This is a genomic window from Rhodococcus sp. MTM3W5.2, assembly GCF_001984015.1.
GTDB classification, from domain to species: Bacteria; Actinomycetota; Actinomycetes; order Mycobacteriales; family Mycobacteriaceae; genus Rhodococcus_G; species Rhodococcus_G oryzae.
In genome coordinates this window covers 5,165,455-5,180,769 of the sequence record NZ_CP019572.1, presented here as the reverse complement: position 1 = coordinate 5,180,769, position 15,315 = coordinate 5,165,455, and the positions used below count along the sequence as shown (strand labels likewise).

Here is a 15,315-nt window from a genome sequence, read left to right as displayed (position 1 = left end):
GCCGGGCGCAACCGCGGGCCGAAGGAGGAGCCGTGGAGATTAAGTAAATGTACTTAAAAGATAAGTTTCAGGCATTGACCTCGGCGATGTGTGACCCTACTTTGGAGCGGTGAAGGTCGGGGAAGGACTGCGCGAGGGATCGGCTCCGCATGCCCTCATGCGTGCCGCGGAGGTGCTGATCGCCGAGGCCGGGATCGACGTCCCGCTGCAGGACATCGCCCGCGCGGCGGGACAGCGCAACAAGTCGGCGGTGCAGTACCACTTCGGTTCCCGCGACGGCCTGATCGCCGCGATCGTCGAGTATCACCTCCGCGGGCTGGAATTCCGGCGGATGGAGCTGCTCGCCGAGTGCGAGGGTGTGCCGGGTGGCGACGACCTCCTGGCACTGCTGAAGGTGCTGGCGCTTCCCCTGATCGAGGTGGTCGATCAGCCGGGATCGACGCATTTCGCCCGGTTCTTCGAGCGCGTGCGCCATCACCGCTCCGTCGCGGACGAGATGAACCTGGACGGCGACAGTCGGCCGACCGTCCGCATCGTCATGTCGCGGCTCGACCACCTGATCGGCGATCTGCCCGCCGTCGCCCGCCGCTACCGGCTCGAGTCGCTGGCGACGGTCCTGCTCGCCTTGATCGCCGACTACGAACGCATGTCCGACGCCGACCACCGCGGCAGGCCGGAACCCGACGACGTGATCGACCTGCTCTTCGGACTGCTCACTGCGGCCCACTCGTCCACGACGGTCTAGGCCATCGCCGGAATGCCGGGCCACGGAAAGGATTCGACGATGAAGTTGATGTACGCCCTGTGGGGGTCGCGATTGCAGGAGGCGTTGTTCGCGGAGCGTCTCCGCGAGCAACTGGCCGCGCTCGGCGCCACCAGGCTCCAGGTCAACATCGACGACGCCGACGTAGCCCCCGCCCAGCTCCGTCTCACGACCTATGACCAGCCGGTGGGTGCGATCGTCAGCGTCTGGATCCCAGACGAATTCGCGGCCGTCACCGGCCTCCTCTCGGCGGCGGCCGACCGGGTCGCGGGATGGGTGGTCGACGAACGGACGCCGATCCCGCCCCCGGAGTCGGACAACGGAGTTCGCGCCGATGCCCTCGCCGGTCTCGCGTTGCTGCGGATACCCGCGGGCATGGATCGGTCGGAATGGCTCCGCCGATGGCAGGACCACCACACCACCGTGGCGATCGAGACCCAGGCCACGTTCGGCTACGTGCAGAACACCGTGATCGAGACGCTCACCGCGGACGCTCGCGCCGACGCCCTTGTCGAGGAACTGTTCCCGATGGCCGCGATGACCGATCCGCACGCGTTCTACGGGAGCGGCGGGGACGATGCCGAGCTCGGGCGCCGGCTCTCACGCATGATCGAGAGCACGTCCACGTTCGGCGCGAGCACCGACGTGGACGTGATCCCCACGAGCCGATATGTGTACGACCTGACCGGAGTTCGGCCTACCGGGTGATCTGCTCCAGGATCACCCGGTGCACGTGCTGCGCCTTCTCGATGCCGCGGAAGTCGGCCTCGTAGGTCTGCTGGCCGATGTCGACGGCAATGCTGCTGGACGAGAAGAAATGTCCGGCCCACGATTTGTTGCTGAGAAAGGACACCGACCGGACATTCTTGTAAGGAATGGACGTGATCGCGGTTCGACTGCCGACGAAGCTCTTGTCCTGAATGACGAGGCGAAGATTGGTCAGACCCATGAATCCGGTGCCCGCGCCGATGCAGTCGTAGACGGCAATGATCGTCTCGCCCGCGAGAATTGCCTGTTGTACCTGCTTGAGTTGTTCGGACTTGTCGAATATCGGTTCGGTCATGTCTGTCTCCTTGTCGCTGCCGCACGTCTCGCAGTCTCAGGAGCCGACGTCGAAGGCCCTCGACGGTAGCGTTCCCGGCGTCGTTGCCCGTGCTTTCGGATCAGGCGAAATGTAGCCCCCGCGAACCGGACGGACAAGGAACGTGGCCGAATGTCGTTCGGGGCTATGGTTTGGGAAGTGAACCACCACCCTGCGGACAGGAAGTGGCGCCATGTCGGACCCGAATCAGCCCCAGCAGCCCGATCCCGCGCAGCCAGGCCCGACGCCGCCTGGTCCTCCTCCGCCCCAGCCCCAGTACGGCCAGCAGCCGCCGCAGTACGGCCAGCCGCAGTACGGTGCCCCGCAGTACCCGCCGCCGGGCCAGCCGCCCTACGGCGCCCCGCAGTACCCGCAGCAGCCGGGCTATCCGCCGCCGGGCCAGCCCTACGGCAGTCCGCCGCCGCCTGCGTATCCGTATGCCTCCTGGTGGTCTCGGGTCGGCGCCTATCTGCTCGACCGGATCGTGGTCCCGCTGCCGGGTTACCTGCTCGCGGGCCTCGGGGCATTCATCGCGTTCAAGGACGCGAGATCGGTCACGACCACCTATTCGGGCGACTACTACTACGACTCCGACAGCGAGCTGACGAACGTCAACGGCGTCGGCATCGCCATCATGGTGGCAGGCATCCTGCTGGCGCTCGCGTTGCTGGTCTGGAACATGGTGTTCCGGCAGGGCAACACCGGGCAGACACTCGGCAAGAAATGGCTGAGTATCTCGGTGGTCCGCGAGGCGGACGGACGCCCCCTCGGCCCGGGCATGGCATTCGTGCGGTGGTTGCTGCTGTGGATCCTCGGCGACCTCTGCTTCCTGAACTTTCTCTGGCCGCTGTGGGACCCGCGGCACCGGTGCTGGCACGACATGCTGGTCACCTCGGTCGTGATCAAGGGCGCGGTGACCGCACCCCAATGAGAATGAATGTGACGCGATGACGGTGATCCGATGACGATGACCAAGCCGGATACTCGGGCCCGCTCGCTGCGCGCGCCGATCGCGGTCGCGGCGGCAGGCCTCGGCGCGGCGACCCTGCTGTACCTGCGCGACCCGCACCGCGCGGGCGCCTACGGGTTCTGCCCGTTCCACGTGATCACCGGCTGGTGGTGCCCGGGCTGCGGCGGGCTGCGCGCGGTGAACGACCTCACCAACGGGGATCTGATCGGGTCGCTGTCGAGCAACGTGCTGATCCTGCCGCTTGTCGTGGTGCTGGTGGTGGCGTGGATGCGCTGGCTGCGGCGGCGATGGGGCGGAGTCGACGACCGGATGATCGTGCTCGGCAGGTCCGCCACGGCAGGGATACTGGTGGTGTTGGCGGTGTTCACCGTGGTGCGTAACACCCCATGGGGAGCGGTCCTCGCGCCGACCTGACGTTCGACGAACTCGACCCGGAGGTTCCGATGGCAATGCAGATCTTCTCGCTGATCGTGCTCGTCGGTGCGCTGGTCGTGCTCATCCCGATCGCGCGTCGGGTGTTCCGCAAGCACGACGACTGATTCGGCGCGTCCGGTCGACAGGGCGGCCGCTCTGGTCAATGCTCAGCTATGGCCGAATCGCTGAAGGACCGCGTGCGCGAGAAGCTGTTGCGTCAGATCGCCGAGGACGGCGGCTATCCCTCCGGGCGCGGCGAGGGCAACGATCCCCGACTGGTCGCGCTCGACGACGACCTGGCCGCATTGGATGAGGCGCTCGACGACGATCCCGTGATCGAGCACCTCGCGGCCAAGTACTGGGTCCCGTAAACCGCACCCGAAACACGACCCCACCTGCGGTGGTGCCGCGTGCGGTCGGTATAAATACATCTTGTGTCTAAGTTGCATTCGGCGGCGGAGGTCGTCTACCGCGAGGTGAAGGAGCGGATCCTGTCCGCTGCGCTGCCCGGTGGCGAGCTGATCAGCGAGGGCGAGATCGCCGCTGAGATGGGTACCAGCCGTACCCCCGTCCGCGAGGCGTTCCTCCGGCTCGAGGCCGAGGGCTGGATGCGGCTCTACCCCAAGCGCGGTGCGCTGATCGTGCCCGTCGCCGACGGCGAGGCCGAACACGTCGTCGCCGCGCGCAGGCTCGTCGAGACGGACGCCGTCCGGACTGTCATCGGCCACCCGACCGCCAGGACCGGGCTGGTCGCGGCCCTGCGCGCGAACCTCGTCGCCCAGCGCGAGGCGGCGGCGAGCGGGGACGTGGGCGGCTTCAGCGGCCTCGATGCCGACTTCCATGGACTGATCGTCCGCGCGGGCGGCAACCCGCTGCTCGTCACCTTCTACGCCGGCCTGCGTGAGCGGCAGCGCCGGATGACCGCTCGCTCGCTGGCCAGGGACCCGCTGCAGCTGGCGTCGATCATCGACGACCACACGGCGCTGGCAAACCTGGTCGAGGCGGCGGACGCCGACGGCTACGACGCCGCCGTGACGGTGCACATGCGTCGCGTGCACGGCCTGCCGCTGCTGCAGGCCGGTGCCCGATGAGCGTGCGGACCGACCAAGCGGCCTACACGGCGCCTGCCGCGCACGACCGCCGTTCGCGGAAACGGGCCGTGGCGCCGTGGGCACTCGTGTCCGCGGCGATGTTCGCCGTCGCGTGGGGCGGCAACGAGTTCACCCCGCTGCTGGTGATGTACCGCCTCGACCACGGCTACTCCCCGGTCGTGGTGGACAGCTTCCTGTTCGCGTACGTGTTCGGCATCGTGCCCGCCCTGCTCATCGGCGGCCCGCTGTCCGACCGGCTCGGGCGGCGGCCGGTGATGCTGCCCGCTCCCTTCATCGCGGCGGCCGGCTCGCTGGTGCTCGCCACCGGCGCCGACAGCTCCGCGCTGTTGGTCGCGGGCCGCATCCTCAGCGGCGTCGGCCTCGGTATCGGCATGGCGGTCGGCGGCAGCTGGCTCAAGGAACTGTCGACGTCGCCGTGGGATCGGCACGCGGGCACGGGTTCCGGGGCCAGACGCGCGGCCATGAGTCTGACCGCGGGGTTCGCCCTCGGTGCCGGGGTCGCGGGTGTGCTCGCACAGTGGGCACCGTGGCCGAGCGCACTGGCGTACCTGGTGCACATCTCGATCGCGGCGGCGGCGGGGGTCGCGCTGTTCGCGGCGCAGGAGACCCGGCCCGCGGTACCGGCCGGTCAGCGGGTACCGCTGCGCGAGGACCTGCGGATCCCGGCCGCCGGGCACCTGCGGTTCCGGTACGTCATCGCCCCGCTGGCGCCGTGGGTGTTCGGCTCGGCCAGCTGCGCCTACGCGGTGATGCCCGCACTGATGGCCCCACACAGCGGCGGTCGCCCTGTCGCGTTCTCAGCGCTGCTCTGCGTGGTCGCGCTGGCCGCGGGGTTCTCGATCCAGGCCGTTGGCAGGCGCATCGACACCCCGCGCAGCGCAAGGGCCGTCGCCGTCGCGCTGGCGATCCTGGTGGTGGGCATGACCGTCGCCGCGGTCGCCGCCGACCGGCTGACGGTTCCGCTGGCGCTGGCCGCGGCCGTCGTACTGGGCGGCGGCTACGGGATGGCGCTGGTGTCCGGGCTGCAGGAGATCCAGCGGATCGCGCGCCCCGACGACCTCGCCGGGCTCACCGCGGTCTTCTACTCGCTGACCTACATCGGGTTCGCGGTGCCCGCGGCGATGGCGCTGTGCGTGCAGGCCTGGCCGACGGTGTTCAGCTACCCGATGCTGTTCGTGATCGGCGCTGTGGTGGCCGCCGCGTCCCTGGTGCTGGTGCTGGCCAAGAGCCGATCGCACCTGCCGACCCGCTGACCGCCGGCTAGGGCATCGCCTTCTGGAACAGCCACGCGTCCCACAGCGGACGCAGCGAGCGATCGGTGTAATGCGCGGCGAGGTCGGTGAATTCCTCGGTGGTGACGGTGCCGTGGCGGTGCTTGGCGGTCCACTGCCGGAGCAGGTCGAAGAAGGCCTCGTCGCCGAGCGCGGTCCGTAGCGCGTGCAGGGTGAGGGCGCCGCGCTTGTAGACCCGGTCGTCGAACATCAGCTCGGGCCCGGGGTCGCCGAGCAGCACGTCGTATGGCAGCCCGGTGAGGTTGCGGTGCGCCTGGGTGGCGATCTCCTGTGCCGACGGCCCGCCGGAGTTCTCCGACCACAGCCATTCCGCGTAGCAGGCGAAGCCCTCGTGCAGCCAGATGTCGCGCCACGACCCCAGCGTCAGGCTGTTGCCGAACCACTGGTGCGCGAGCTCGTGCGCGACCAGCCGTTCCGCGCTGCGCCTGCCGTCGCAATGGTTCGCGCCGAACACCGAGATGCCCTGCGCCTCAATGGGGATCTCCAGTTCGTCGTCGGTGACGACAACGGTGTAGTCCGCGAACGGGTAGGGCCCGAACAGCCGGACGAAGGTCTCCATCATCTGCGGCTGCCTGCCGAAGTCGTGCTCGAACGCCGTCCGCAGCCGTTGCGGGAGCACCGCGTGCATGGGCACGCCGTCGTGATCGGCGTGCCTGCGCTCGTAATGCCCGATCTGGATGGTGGCCAGGTAGCTTGCCATCGGCTCGGTCTGCTCGTACACCCAGGTGGTGTGGCTGGCCCGGACCTGCTTGCGCACCAGCGCGCCGTTCGCCAGCGCGTAGTACGGCGAGTCAGTGGTGATCGAGATCTGGTAGCTGGCCTTGGAGCCAGGGTGGTCGTCGCAGGGAAACCAGGACGCGGCTCCGTTCGGCTGGCTGGCCACCAGCGCGCCCTCGGTCAGCTCTTCCCAGCCCACCTCGCCCCAGAGGCTGCGGATCGGCTTCGGGGTGCCCGCGTACTGCACGGTGACCGACAGCGCGCCGCCAGCCGGGATCGCATGCGCAGGGGTGATCGTCAGCTTCCCGTGCTGGTGGGTGTACTTCGCCGGCCTGGCGCCGTTGACCGACACCTTCGACACCGACAGGCTCTGCGACAGGTCGAACGCGAACTTCGTCCGGATCTCGGTGGTGGCGGCCGTGATCGACGCCTTGCCGGACAGCCGGTTGCCTGCCACCTTGTAGGTCAGGTCCAGCTCATAGCGCGACACCCGATAGCCGCGGTTGCCGACGTGCGGCAGGTACGAATCGAGCGGTTCCTCGTAAAACTTGCCGGGCTTGACCATCGTCACGCCCACGGGGTGATCGGGTTGCCCTGCCAGCGGGTGTTCGGCGGCACCGTGTCGCCGCGCATCACGAGCGACGCGGGTCCGACCGTGGCGCCGTCGCCGATGCCTGCCGCGGGCAGCGCGACGCAGTGCGGTCCCAGGGTTGCTCCGTTGCCGAGGGTGACGGTGTCCATGGACATGATCCGATCATGGAACAGGTGGGTTTGCACGACGCAACCCCGCTCGACGGTCGCGCCGTCGCCGAGGGTCACCAGGTCGGCCTCTGGGAGCCAATAGGATTCGCACCAGACACCGCGGCCGATCGTCGCACCCATGCCTCGAAGGTAGACGGCGAGGACGGCGGTGCCGGTGGCGGCGCGCGCGAACCAGGGCGCGGCGACGGTCTCGACGAACGCGTCCGACACCTCGTTGCGCCACACGAAGGAGCTCCACAGCGGGTGCTCCACCTTCCGGATCCGCCCGACGACGAGCCACTTCGCCACGATCGAGGCCGTGCCCGCCACCGCACCCGCGACCAGCAGCACGATCCCGCTGAACAGGGCAGCGAACCAGAAGCCGATCGCGCCCGCCATCGCCTGCAGCGCGAACAGCACGCCGAGGCCGATGCCGAAGGTGATCATGACCGGGATCAGCCGGCACGTCTCGACAACGGCCCTGGCGATCTTGAGCCGCAGCGGCGGTTCGAACGTCCGCGAGGAGTCGGTGTCGTTGGCCGACCGGCGCAGCCGCACCGGCGGGCTGCCAAGCCACGACGAGCCGGACTTGGCCTTGCTCGGCGCCGCGGACAGCACCGCGACAAGACCGTTCTTCGGAACCCGACGACCGGGTCCTGCCATCCCCGAGTTGCCGAGGAAGGCGCGCTTGCCGACCTTGGCCTCCTTGATGTGCAGCCAGCCGCCGCCGAGCTCGTAGGAGGCGACCATGGTGTCGTCGGCTAGGAACGCGCCGTCCGCGACCGTGGTGAACTTCGGCAGCACCAGCGCCGTGGAGATCTCGGTGTTCTTGCCGATGTTCGCGCCGAGCAGCCGCATCCACACCGGGGTGAGCAGGCTCGCGTACAGCGGGAACAGCAGGGTCCGCGCCGAGTCCATCAGCCGCTCGGTCGCCCAGACCTGCCAGCCGACGCGACTGCGCACCGGGTGGTAGCCCTCGCGCAGGCCGATGCCGAGCGCGCGGACCGCGATCAGGGTCAGCGCCGCGAACACGGCGAGCGTCAGGATTGTCGCGGCAGGCAGCCAGGCGAGCGCCATGACCGCCGCGGAGCCGAGGTCAGGGGTGTCGCGGACGCCCCAGCCGATCAGCGCGATCCCGGCCGCGAGCGCGAAGATCGGCATGCCTGCGATGACGACGGAGGTGAGCCCGAACACCGGCACCCACTGGGTCGCCAGCGGCGGGCGCTCGGTCGGCCACGGGTGGGTGGCCTTGCCGACCTTGACGGCGGGGGAGCCGGCCCAGCTCTGCCCGGCCTTGACCCGTCCTGTCACCGCCGAGCCGGGCGCGACCTCGGCGTTCTTGCCGACGCGGGCGCCGGGCAGCAGCGTGGAGCGGGCCCCGATGGCCGCGCCCGCGCCGATCCGGATCTCACCGATGTGCACCACGTCGCCGTCGATCCAGTGCCCGGTCAGGTCGACCTCCGGCTCCACCGAGCAGCCGTCGCCGAGCACGAGCATCCCGGTCACCGGCGGCAGGGTGTGCAGGTCGACGTCGCGGCCGACGGTCGCCCCGAGGGCCCGCGCGTAGTAGATCATCCACGGGGCGCCGGACAGGTTGGCCGCGCCGCTGGCCTCGGTGAGCCGGTGCGCGACCCACAGCCGCACGTGTTCGCTGCCGCCGCGCCGGTAGGTGCCGGGGGTGAGCCCCCGCAGCAGCAGCCGGCACCCGGCGACGGAGATCGCCATTCGGCCGATCGGGGTGATGAAGGCGACGAAAGCGGCCAGCAGCACCCACCAGGACACGGTCGGCGCCCACGGCACGTCGGCGAACAGGGCGAAGACGTTGTTGACGATCGCCAGCCAGGTCACCCACTGCAGCCCGGTCAGGGTGGTCAGGGGATCGTGAGCAGGATCTGCGCGAGCTGGGTGGAGCGCGGGGTCGGCTCGACGTTCCTCGGCTCCGCGGTGACACTCGGGGCGAACTCGTCGAGGAAGCCGGCCAACGAGCCGAGCCGTGGATGGTCGTAGACATGGGCGACGGTGACCTCGGGGAAGCGTTCCCGCAGCGCGGTCACCACCTGCGCGGCGGCCAGCGAGCCGCCGCCGCTGGCGAAGAAGTCGTCGTCGGGGCCGGTGATCTGCGCGCCGAGGATCGACGCCCACAGCTCGGCCACCCAGGCCGCTGTGCCCTCGAGCCCGGCGCCGGCGGCGTCCCCGGTGCCCGCGCCCGGCAACGGCCACGGCAGGGCCGCGCGGTCCACCTTGCCGGAGGTGCGGGTCGGCAGCTCGTCGAGCAGGGTCAGCCTCGGCACCAGCGCCGCGGGCAGGCGTTCGGCGAGCAGCTCGCGGGCCGCGGCGACGTCGAAGTCGGGGTCTGTGCTGGCCAGGTACCCGACCAGGATCGAGTTCCCGGCGGCGGTCTTGCGGACGGCGGCCGCCGCCCCGCTCACCCCGGGCAGGTTCTGCAGCGCGTTGTCCACCTCGCCGAGCTCGATGCGCCGACCCCCGAGCTTGACCTGGTCGTCGGCGCGACCCTGGAACAGCAGCCCCTCCAGCTCGAGGCGGACCAGGTCGCCGCTGCGGTAGGCACGGTCCCAGCCGAGCGATGGCATCGGCGCGTACTTCTCCGCGTCCTTCGCCGCGTCGAGGTAGCGGGCAAGGCCGACCCCGCCGATCACCAGCTCGCCGACCTCGCCGACCGCGACCGGGTTGCCCTCGCCGTCGACAACGGCCAGGTCCCAGCCGTCCAGCGGCAGCCCGATGCGCACCGGGCCGGTGCCGTCCATCAGCGCGCCACACGCGACGACCGTGGCCTCGGTCGGGCCGTAGGTGTTCCACACCTCGCGACCGTCGACCGCGAGTCGCTCGGCCAGCTCAGGCGGGCAGGCCTCCCCGCCGAAGATGAGCAGCCGCACGGCCTCGAGCGCCTCGGCGGGCCACAGCGCGGCCAGCGTGGGGACGGTGGAGACGACGCTGACATCGCGCGAGACCAGCCACGGGCCCAGGTCCATGCCGCTGCGGACCAGCGCGCGGGGCGCGGGCACCAGGGTGGCGCCGTGCCGCCAGGCCAGCCACATCTCCTCGCAGGAGGCGTCGAAGGCCACCGACAGCCCGGCGAGCACCCGGTCGCCCGGACCGATCGGCGCCTGCTGCAGGAACATCCGGGCCTCGGCGTCGACGAACGCCGCCGCGTTCCTGTGGCTGACCGCCACGCCCTTGGGGTCCCGGTGGATCCCGAGGTGAAGATGATCCACGCGTCGTCGGCGACGGTGGGGACCCGAGGTGCGGGCGGGTCCTCGCGCTCGGGGGCGGTGCCGGCCTCGATGGAGTCGCCGGTGATGATCGCGGCGACCTGGGCCTCGCCGAACACCAGCTCCGCCCGCTCGTCGGGGTCGTCCGCGTCCACCGGCACGTAGGCGCCGCCCGCGGCGAGCACGGACAGGATCGCCACGTACAGCGAATACGAGCCGGACGGCATCCGGATGCCGACCCGGTCGCCCGCGCCGACCCCGGCCTCGCCGAGCTGCTGCGCGCCGCGGTACATCTCCTCGAGCAATTCGAGGTAGGTCAGGGTGGTGGTGCCGTCGTCGATGGCGAGGGCCTCGGGGTTGGCCTCGGCGGACGCGATGACGATGTCGATCAGGGTGCGTGGCGCGGGAGCCAGCGACGACCGAAGGTACTCGGTCGGGATCAGCTGGGATCGGTCCGTTTCCGGTTGGGACTGCAGTGGCACCCGGATTTCCTGTCTGAGTCGGCTGATTGTCGAGTCGTTATCTCATGACAAGTTTGCTAGCTGGTGAACTCGGGGACGAGGGCGGCGCGCAGCAACGGGGGATTCGGACCCCGCACAACGACGGAAAATGCCGCTGAGACATGCGAGCAGACTACGCCCGAAAGATTCTTCGGCCGTGGTGTCGTATTCGGGGTGGCGCCTTCGTCGCCTGGGTAGAGAGGCTTCCTGGCCCCTCACCCACACGGAAGGATGACAACCATGTACTACCTGGCATTGCTGGCGGGCGAGGAGAACGGTGCGGCGTCGACCCCGGGGACCAAGGAGTTCGGGGATGCGGTGGCCCGGCACGAGAGGTTCTGGGAGGCCGCGGGCACCGCGCTCGTCGGCGGCGGCGCGCTGTACCCGACGGCGGAGGCGGTCACGATCCGGCACGAGAACGGCGGCGCGCTCGTCACGGACGGCCCGTTCGCCGAGTTCTCCGAGGTCGTCGGAGGGTTCTATGTGCTCGAGGCCGACGACCTGGACGCGGCGCTGGAGCTGACCCGACAGATTCCGGACGCCTCGGAGGGATTCGTCGAGCTGTGGCCGATGGTCTTCTGGCGGCTGGAGAACGAGCACGCCGGGTGCTATCTCGCGGTGCTGCGCGAGCCGGCGGGTGCGGCGAACACACCGGGGTCGGCGGAGTGGGACGAGAGCATCCAGGCGCACGGCCGGTTCGGGGAGTTCGCGGGGCCCGCCCTCCGCGGCGGTGGCGCGCTGCACCCGCCGTCGTCGGCCACCACGGTGCGCGTCCGCGACGACGAGTTGCTGCTGACCGACGGTCCGTTCAGCGAGGCCGCGGAGATCGCGAACGGCGTCTACCTGCTCGCGGCCGCGGATCGGGAGGCGGCGACGGCCCTGGCGGCGCGCATCCCGCTCGGCCCCAAGGGCTGCATCGAGCTGCGGCAGATCGTGGACGAGTAGATGCACGTCGACCCGGTGTTTCGGGCCGAATCCGGCCGCGCCATCGCGACGGTGGCGCGGCTGGTCGGCGATCTCTCGCTGGCCGAGGACGCGGTGCAGGAGGCCTTCGCCGAGGCGATGCGGAGCTGGCCGCGGACCGGGATGCCTGCGAACCCGGGCGCGTGGATCACCACGGTCGCGCGCAACCGCGCGCTGGACCGGCTGCGGCGGGAGTCGTTGCGGGGCAACAAGGAGCTCGACGCCGCGCGGCTGTTCCCGCCGACGGAGGAGGAGGTGTGGCCGGTGCGGGACGATCAGCTCCGCCTCATCTTCACGTGTGCACACCCCGCGCTGGCCCCGCAGGCCCAGGTCGCGTTGATGCTTCGCCTGGTCTGCGGCCTGACCGTTGCTGAGATAGCGCGGGCGTTCCTGCAGCCCGAGCCGACGGTGTCGCAGCGGCTGACCCGCGCGAAGAGCAAGATCCGGACGGCCGCGATCCCGTTTCGCCTGCCGCCGGAACACCTTCTCCCGGAGCGCGTTCCGCAGGTGCTCGCGTGCATCTACCTCGTCTTCACGGAGGGGTACTCGGCGACCTCGGGGAGCTCGGCGATCCGTGACGAGCTGTGTGAGGAGGCGATCCGGCTGGGTCGCTTGCTGTGCGAGCTGATGCCCGACGAGCCGGAGGCGTGGGCGCTGCTCGCCCTGATGCTGTTGCAGGACAGCCGCCGGGGGAGCGGATCGCCGCCGACGGAACGGCCCGACCGCTCGAGGAGCAGGACCGCTCGCGGTGGGATCGCGGCCGGATCGAGGAGGGGATGCGGTCCCTGGCCGCGGCCCGGCATTCCGCGGGCCAGTATTTCCCGCAGGCGGTGATCGCGGCCGCGCACGCCGGCGCGCCGAGTTGGGGTGCGACCGAGTGGACGGTGATCGTCGCGGCCTATGAGCGGTTGCTCGAGCTGACCGGTTCGCCGGTGGTGGCGGTGAACCGGGCCGTGGCGGTGGGCTTTCGGGACGGGCCCGAGCGGGGACTGGTGGCGCTGGACGAGGTTCCCGACGATCCGCGGCTGGCCCGGTTACGGGTCCCGGCCCGGGCCGACCTGCTGCGCCGGATGGGCCGGACTGCCGAGGCCGAGGACGCCTACCTCGCGGCGTTGGAGTTGGCGGGCAACGAGACGACAGAGCGGTTCCTACGGCGACGGCTCGAGGAGGTCCGGGCCACCCCTGAGGGTCGATGAGTTTCCGTCGGCTCGGGCGTCTACATCGGTAGGTACCGGCAGATGCATCAGGCGAAGGAGGGCGACGATGTTGGAGGCGGAATTCACCGCGACCATGCGCAAGAGTGCGAGCAAGGGTGGCTGGACGTATGTGCTGTGGCCGGAGTCGGTGACGTTCTTCGGGACCAGGGGCCTGGTGAAGGTCCGGGGCACGATCGATGGCTACCCGTTCCGGAGTTCGTTCATGGCGATGGGCGACGGAACGCACAAACTGCCGGTCCGCGCCGACATCCGGCGGGCTATCGGCAAGGGCGAGGGGGACACCGTGACGGTCCGGCTCATCGAGCGGATCGATCAGGCGGGCTCCGGTTCCTGAGGCCGCGCGGTCATGTCGCGGTGAGCGTGTCGAGCGCGTCCTCGATCGGGGTGTCGCCGGTGTTGAAACCGATGAACCGGCCGATGGTCGCCGGCCTGACCAGCGCAGCCGCCGCCACCCGCGCGACGTCCTCGCGGGGCACCGTGCCCGACTCCAGGCCAGGCCCCACCTCGATCCGACCCGTGCCCGCGTCGAGGGTGAGCGTGCTGGGACCGAGGATCGTCCAGGCGAGGGCGGTGCCGCGGAGATGGTCGTCGGCCGCGGCCTTCGCCTCCGCGTAGGGGAAGAACGAACTGTCGCGCGGGACGCCGTGATCGGTCCTGGCTCCGAAGTAGGACACCATCACGTACCGGTCGACGCCTGCGCGGGCGGCGGCGTCCATCGAGCGGATCGCCGCGTCCCGGTCGACGGCGTAGGTGCGGGCGGGGTCACCGCCGCCCGCACCCGCCGACCACACCACGGCGTCGTGCCCGCGGATCAGCTCGGCGATCCGGTCCGTGTCGAGGCTCTCGACATCGGCGACGACGGCGGTGGCGCCCGTCGCCTCGACGTCCTGGGCGTGCGCGGGATTGCGGATCAGGGAGGTGACCTCGTCGCCCCGGCCGGTGAGAATCCGCGAGAGCTGCAGGGCGATCTTGCCGTGACCGCCGATGATGACGACGCGTGCCATGCCGGTTCCTTCCGTCGGTGCCGCTGCCAGTACAGCGCGTCGGCCCGGCCCCGCGCAACGGAACGCGGGGCCGCCTCGGTCGGTCGTCAGCCCGCGGCCTTCTTCACCAGCTCGCCGATCCTCTTCTCGTCGGCGTCGGTCAACGTGGTCAGGGCGAAGGCGGTCGGCCACATGGTGCCGTCGTCGAGGTTCGCGGTGTCGTTGAAACCGAACGTCGCGTACCGCGCCTTGAACTTCTCCGCACTCTGGAAGAAGCACACGACCTTGCCGTCCTTGGCGTACGCGGGCATGCCGTACCAGGTCTTCGGCGCGAGGTCCGGCGCGTTGGCCCTGACGATGGCATGGATCCGTTCGGCCATGACGCGATCGGATTCCGCCATCCCGGCGATCTTCTCGAGCACGTCCTTCTCCCCGTCCGCCTTGGCATTGCGGGATCCGCGACGGGCGGCCGTCTTCAGTTCCTGGGCGTGCTCTTTCATCGCGGCACGTTCGTCGTCCGTGAATCCCACAGCGGACTTGGTCTTCTGAGCAGCCATCGGTCTGTCTCCTTCGTGTCGGGCTTGATCGGGACGATGTTGATGCGGGCTGATCGCAGGCGACTACGCCGTGGCGATGGCGCGCCTGCTGCCTGCCGCGCGCCGCCTGTACGGCAGCACGAACAGGTACAGGCCGCTGAGGAGCAGCACGGCGAGCGGGAGCAGCGGCAGGTAGGAAAACCAGATGGCGGCCTTCATGGACACCGCGATCGTGGCGACGATGACGGTGACCGTGAAGACGATGGCCGTCCAGCGGTGGATCTGGCGGAACCTGCTGTTCGAGTTCATGGGGACTCCTTGGGAAGGTGAGCGAGGGGCGTAGAGCGCGGCAGCGGGGCGGGACTCAGCGGTCCTGGATCAGCCCGAGGACATTGCCGTCGGCGTCGGTCACGGTGGCCACCAGGCGGCCGCCGCCGACCTCGTTCGCGGGTTCCTTCACGGTGGCGCCGGCGGCGGTCAGCTCGGCCAGCTTCGCCTCGATGTCCGGCACGTGCCAGTAGGCCACCGGTCCGGTCATGCCCTGCGGTCCACCGCCCGGTACCAGCCCGATGTGCTGGCCCTCGGCCTCGAAGCCGACGTAATAGGGCGAGTCGGTCTGCGGCTCCACGCCGAGCAGCGCGGCGTAGATCGTCTTGGCCGTCGCCAGGTCGGACACGGGATGCAGCACGGTCTTGATTCCCTGGGTGGCAGAGCTGGTCATGGTCACTCCTGAAGTTGGGGTGGATCGGATGTGTCACAACCATCGCTCCCGGCAGGGTCGCTCCACATCCGTGGC

Annotated in this window: 15 protein-coding genes and 2 pseudogenes; 10 read left to right on the top strand and 7 right to left on the bottom strand. The window is 70.1% G+C overall.

What is annotated here, in order from left to right:
• Nucleotides 1–109: 109 nt before the first annotated feature.
• On the top strand, nucleotides 110–745 hold the full coding sequence (locus BTZ20_RS23635) for a TetR family transcriptional regulator (RefSeq protein WP_077043028.1): 636 nt from the start codon (nucleotides 110–112) through the stop codon (nucleotides 743–745).
• A gap of 39 nt (nucleotides 746–784) precedes the next feature.
• Nucleotides 785–1,471, top strand: coding sequence for an EthD domain-containing protein (locus tag BTZ20_RS23630; RefSeq protein WP_077043027.1), 687 nt, complete (start codon nucleotides 785–787; stop codon nucleotides 1,469–1,471).
• Here the strand turns inward: BTZ20_RS23630 and BTZ20_RS23625 are convergent.
• Nucleotides 1,461–1,826, bottom strand: coding sequence for a PH domain-containing protein (locus BTZ20_RS23625; RefSeq protein ID WP_077043026.1), 366 nt, complete (start codon nucleotides 1,824–1,826; stop codon nucleotides 1,461–1,463). The genes BTZ20_RS23630 and BTZ20_RS23625 overlap by 11 nt on opposite strands.
• 211 nt (nucleotides 1,827–2,037) lie before the next feature.
• Here BTZ20_RS23625 and BTZ20_RS23620 point away from each other — a divergent pair, with 211 nt between their 5' ends.
• From BTZ20_RS23620 to BTZ20_RS23600, 5 genes are all read left to right on the top strand, one after another.
• The gene (locus tag BTZ20_RS23620; RefSeq protein WP_077043025.1) at nucleotides 2,038–2,775 is read left to right on the top strand and encodes an RDD family protein; all 738 of its coding nucleotides are present in this window, start codon (nucleotides 2,038–2,040) and stop codon (nucleotides 2,773–2,775) included.
• Nucleotides 2,776–2,805: 30 nt separating this feature from the next.
• On the top strand, nucleotides 2,806–3,228 hold the full coding sequence (locus BTZ20_RS23615; RefSeq protein WP_077043024.1) for a DUF2752 domain-containing protein: 423 nt from the start codon (nucleotides 2,806–2,808) through the stop codon (nucleotides 3,226–3,228).
• Between the two features lie 173 nt (nucleotides 3,229–3,401).
• Nucleotides 3,402–3,599 carry a hypothetical protein gene (locus BTZ20_RS23610; RefSeq protein WP_077043023.1) on the top strand — a complete coding sequence of 66 codons (198 nt, stop codon included), beginning with the start codon at nucleotides 3,402–3,404 and terminating at the stop codon, nucleotides 3,597–3,599.
• Nucleotides 3,600–3,662: 63 nt separating this feature from the next.
• Nucleotides 3,663–4,319 (top strand): GntR family transcriptional regulator, encoded by a 657-nt coding sequence (locus BTZ20_RS23605; protein WP_077043022.1) that lies wholly within the window; start codon nucleotides 3,663–3,665, stop codon nucleotides 4,317–4,319.
• A gap of 98 nt (nucleotides 4,320–4,417) precedes the next feature.
• Complete coding sequence (locus BTZ20_RS23600) at nucleotides 4,418–5,593, top strand: MFS transporter (RefSeq protein WP_223263848.1); 1,176 nt, start codon at nucleotides 4,418–4,420, stop codon at nucleotides 5,591–5,593.
• A 7-nt stretch (nucleotides 5,594–5,600) separates the two neighbouring features.
• On the opposite strand, the gene BTZ20_RS23595 is transcribed toward BTZ20_RS23600, so the two are convergent.
• Together BTZ20_RS23595 and BTZ20_RS23590 are read right to left on the bottom strand one after the other, a co-directional pair.
• Nucleotides 5,601–6,914, bottom strand: coding sequence for a M1 family metallopeptidase (locus BTZ20_RS23595; protein WP_077043939.1), 1,314 nt, complete (start codon nucleotides 6,912–6,914; stop codon nucleotides 5,601–5,603).
• A 2-nt stretch (nucleotides 6,915–6,916) separates the two neighbouring features.
• Nucleotides 6,917–10,802, bottom strand: a pseudogene (locus BTZ20_RS23590) (Pls/PosA family non-ribosomal peptide synthetase).
• A gap of 258 nt (nucleotides 10,803–11,060) precedes the next feature.
• Here BTZ20_RS23590 and BTZ20_RS23585 point away from each other — a divergent pair.
• The 3 genes and pseudogenes from BTZ20_RS23585 to BTZ20_RS23575 all read left to right on the top strand — a co-directional run bounded on the left by BTZ20_RS23585 (nucleotide 11,061) and on the right by BTZ20_RS23575 (nucleotide 13,334).
• Nucleotides 11,061–11,765: a YciI family protein gene (locus BTZ20_RS23585; RefSeq protein ID WP_077043021.1), complete on the top strand. Its 705-nt coding sequence runs from the start codon at nucleotides 11,061–11,063 to the stop codon at nucleotides 11,763–11,765.
• A pseudogene (locus BTZ20_RS23580) lies at nucleotides 11,766–12,979 on the top strand (RNA polymerase sigma factor).
• 67 nt (nucleotides 12,980–13,046) lie between these two features.
• A complete protein-coding gene (locus tag BTZ20_RS23575) occupies nucleotides 13,047–13,334 on the top strand; it encodes a DUF1905 domain-containing protein (protein ID WP_077043020.1) in 288 nt (95 codons plus the stop codon).
• Between the two features lie 10 nt (nucleotides 13,335–13,344).
• Here the strand turns inward: BTZ20_RS23575 and BTZ20_RS23570 are convergent, their stop codons facing one another.
• From BTZ20_RS23570 to BTZ20_RS23555, 4 genes are all read right to left on the bottom strand, one after another.
• The gene (locus BTZ20_RS23570; RefSeq protein ID WP_077043019.1) at nucleotides 13,345–14,004 is read right to left on the bottom strand and encodes an SDR family oxidoreductase; all 660 of its coding nucleotides are present in this window, start codon (nucleotides 14,002–14,004) and stop codon (nucleotides 13,345–13,347) included.
• Between the two features lie 86 nt (nucleotides 14,005–14,090).
• Nucleotides 14,091–14,540 carry an iron chaperone gene (locus tag BTZ20_RS23565; RefSeq protein ID WP_077043018.1) on the bottom strand — a complete coding sequence of 150 codons (450 nt, stop codon included), beginning with the start codon at nucleotides 14,538–14,540 and terminating at the stop codon, nucleotides 14,091–14,093.
• 63 nt (nucleotides 14,541–14,603) lie between these two features.
• Nucleotides 14,604–14,828: a hypothetical protein gene (locus BTZ20_RS23560; RefSeq protein WP_077043017.1), complete on the bottom strand. Its 225-nt coding sequence runs from the start codon at nucleotides 14,826–14,828 to the stop codon at nucleotides 14,604–14,606.
• 55 nt (nucleotides 14,829–14,883) lie between these two features.
• Nucleotides 14,884–15,240 carry a VOC family protein gene (locus BTZ20_RS23555; RefSeq protein WP_077043937.1) on the bottom strand — a complete coding sequence of 119 codons (357 nt, stop codon included), beginning with the start codon at nucleotides 15,238–15,240 and terminating at the stop codon, nucleotides 14,884–14,886.
• Nucleotides 15,241–15,315: the final 75 nt, after the last annotated feature.

Bases quoted from the DNA above. Each gene is read 5' to 3' on its own strand.
- BTZ20_RS23630 (WP_077043027.1), top strand. From the start codon at position 785: ATGAAGTTGATGTACGCCCTGTGGGGGTCGCGATTGCAGGAGGCGTTG.
- BTZ20_RS23625 (WP_077043026.1), bottom strand. From the start codon at position 1,826: ATGACCGAACCGATATTCGACAAGTCCGAACAACTCAAGCAGGTACAA.
- BTZ20_RS23620 (WP_077043025.1), top strand. From the start codon at position 2,038: ATGTCGGACCCGAATCAGCCCCAGCAGCCCGATCCCGCGCAGCCAGGC.
- BTZ20_RS23615 (WP_077043024.1), top strand. From the start codon at position 2,806: ATGACGATGACCAAGCCGGATACTCGGGCCCGCTCGCTGCGCGCGCCG.
- BTZ20_RS23610 (WP_077043023.1), top strand. From the start codon at position 3,402: ATGGCCGAATCGCTGAAGGACCGCGTGCGCGAGAAGCTGTTGCGTCAG.
- BTZ20_RS23600 (WP_223263848.1), top strand. From the start codon at position 4,418: ATGTTCGCCGTCGCGTGGGGCGGCAACGAGTTCACCCCGCTGCTGGTG.
- BTZ20_RS23595 (WP_077043939.1), bottom strand. From the start codon at position 6,914: ATGGTCAAGCCCGGCAAGTTTTACGAGGAACCGCTCGATTCGTACCTG.
- BTZ20_RS23585 (WP_077043021.1), top strand. From the start codon at position 11,061: ATGTACTACCTGGCATTGCTGGCGGGCGAGGAGAACGGTGCGGCGTCG.
- BTZ20_RS23575 (WP_077043020.1), top strand. From the start codon at position 13,047: ATGTTGGAGGCGGAATTCACCGCGACCATGCGCAAGAGTGCGAGCAAG.
- BTZ20_RS23570 (WP_077043019.1), bottom strand. From the start codon at position 14,004: ATGGCACGCGTCGTCATCATCGGCGGTCACGGCAAGATCGCCCTGCAG.
- BTZ20_RS23565 (WP_077043018.1), bottom strand. From the start codon at position 14,540: ATGGCTGCTCAGAAGACCAAGTCCGCTGTGGGATTCACGGACGACGAA.
- BTZ20_RS23560 (WP_077043017.1), bottom strand. From the start codon at position 14,828: ATGAACTCGAACAGCAGGTTCCGCCAGATCCACCGCTGGACGGCCATC.
- BTZ20_RS23555 (WP_077043937.1), bottom strand. From the start codon at position 15,240: ATGACCAGCTCTGCCACCCAGGGAATCAAGACCGTGCTGCATCCCGTG.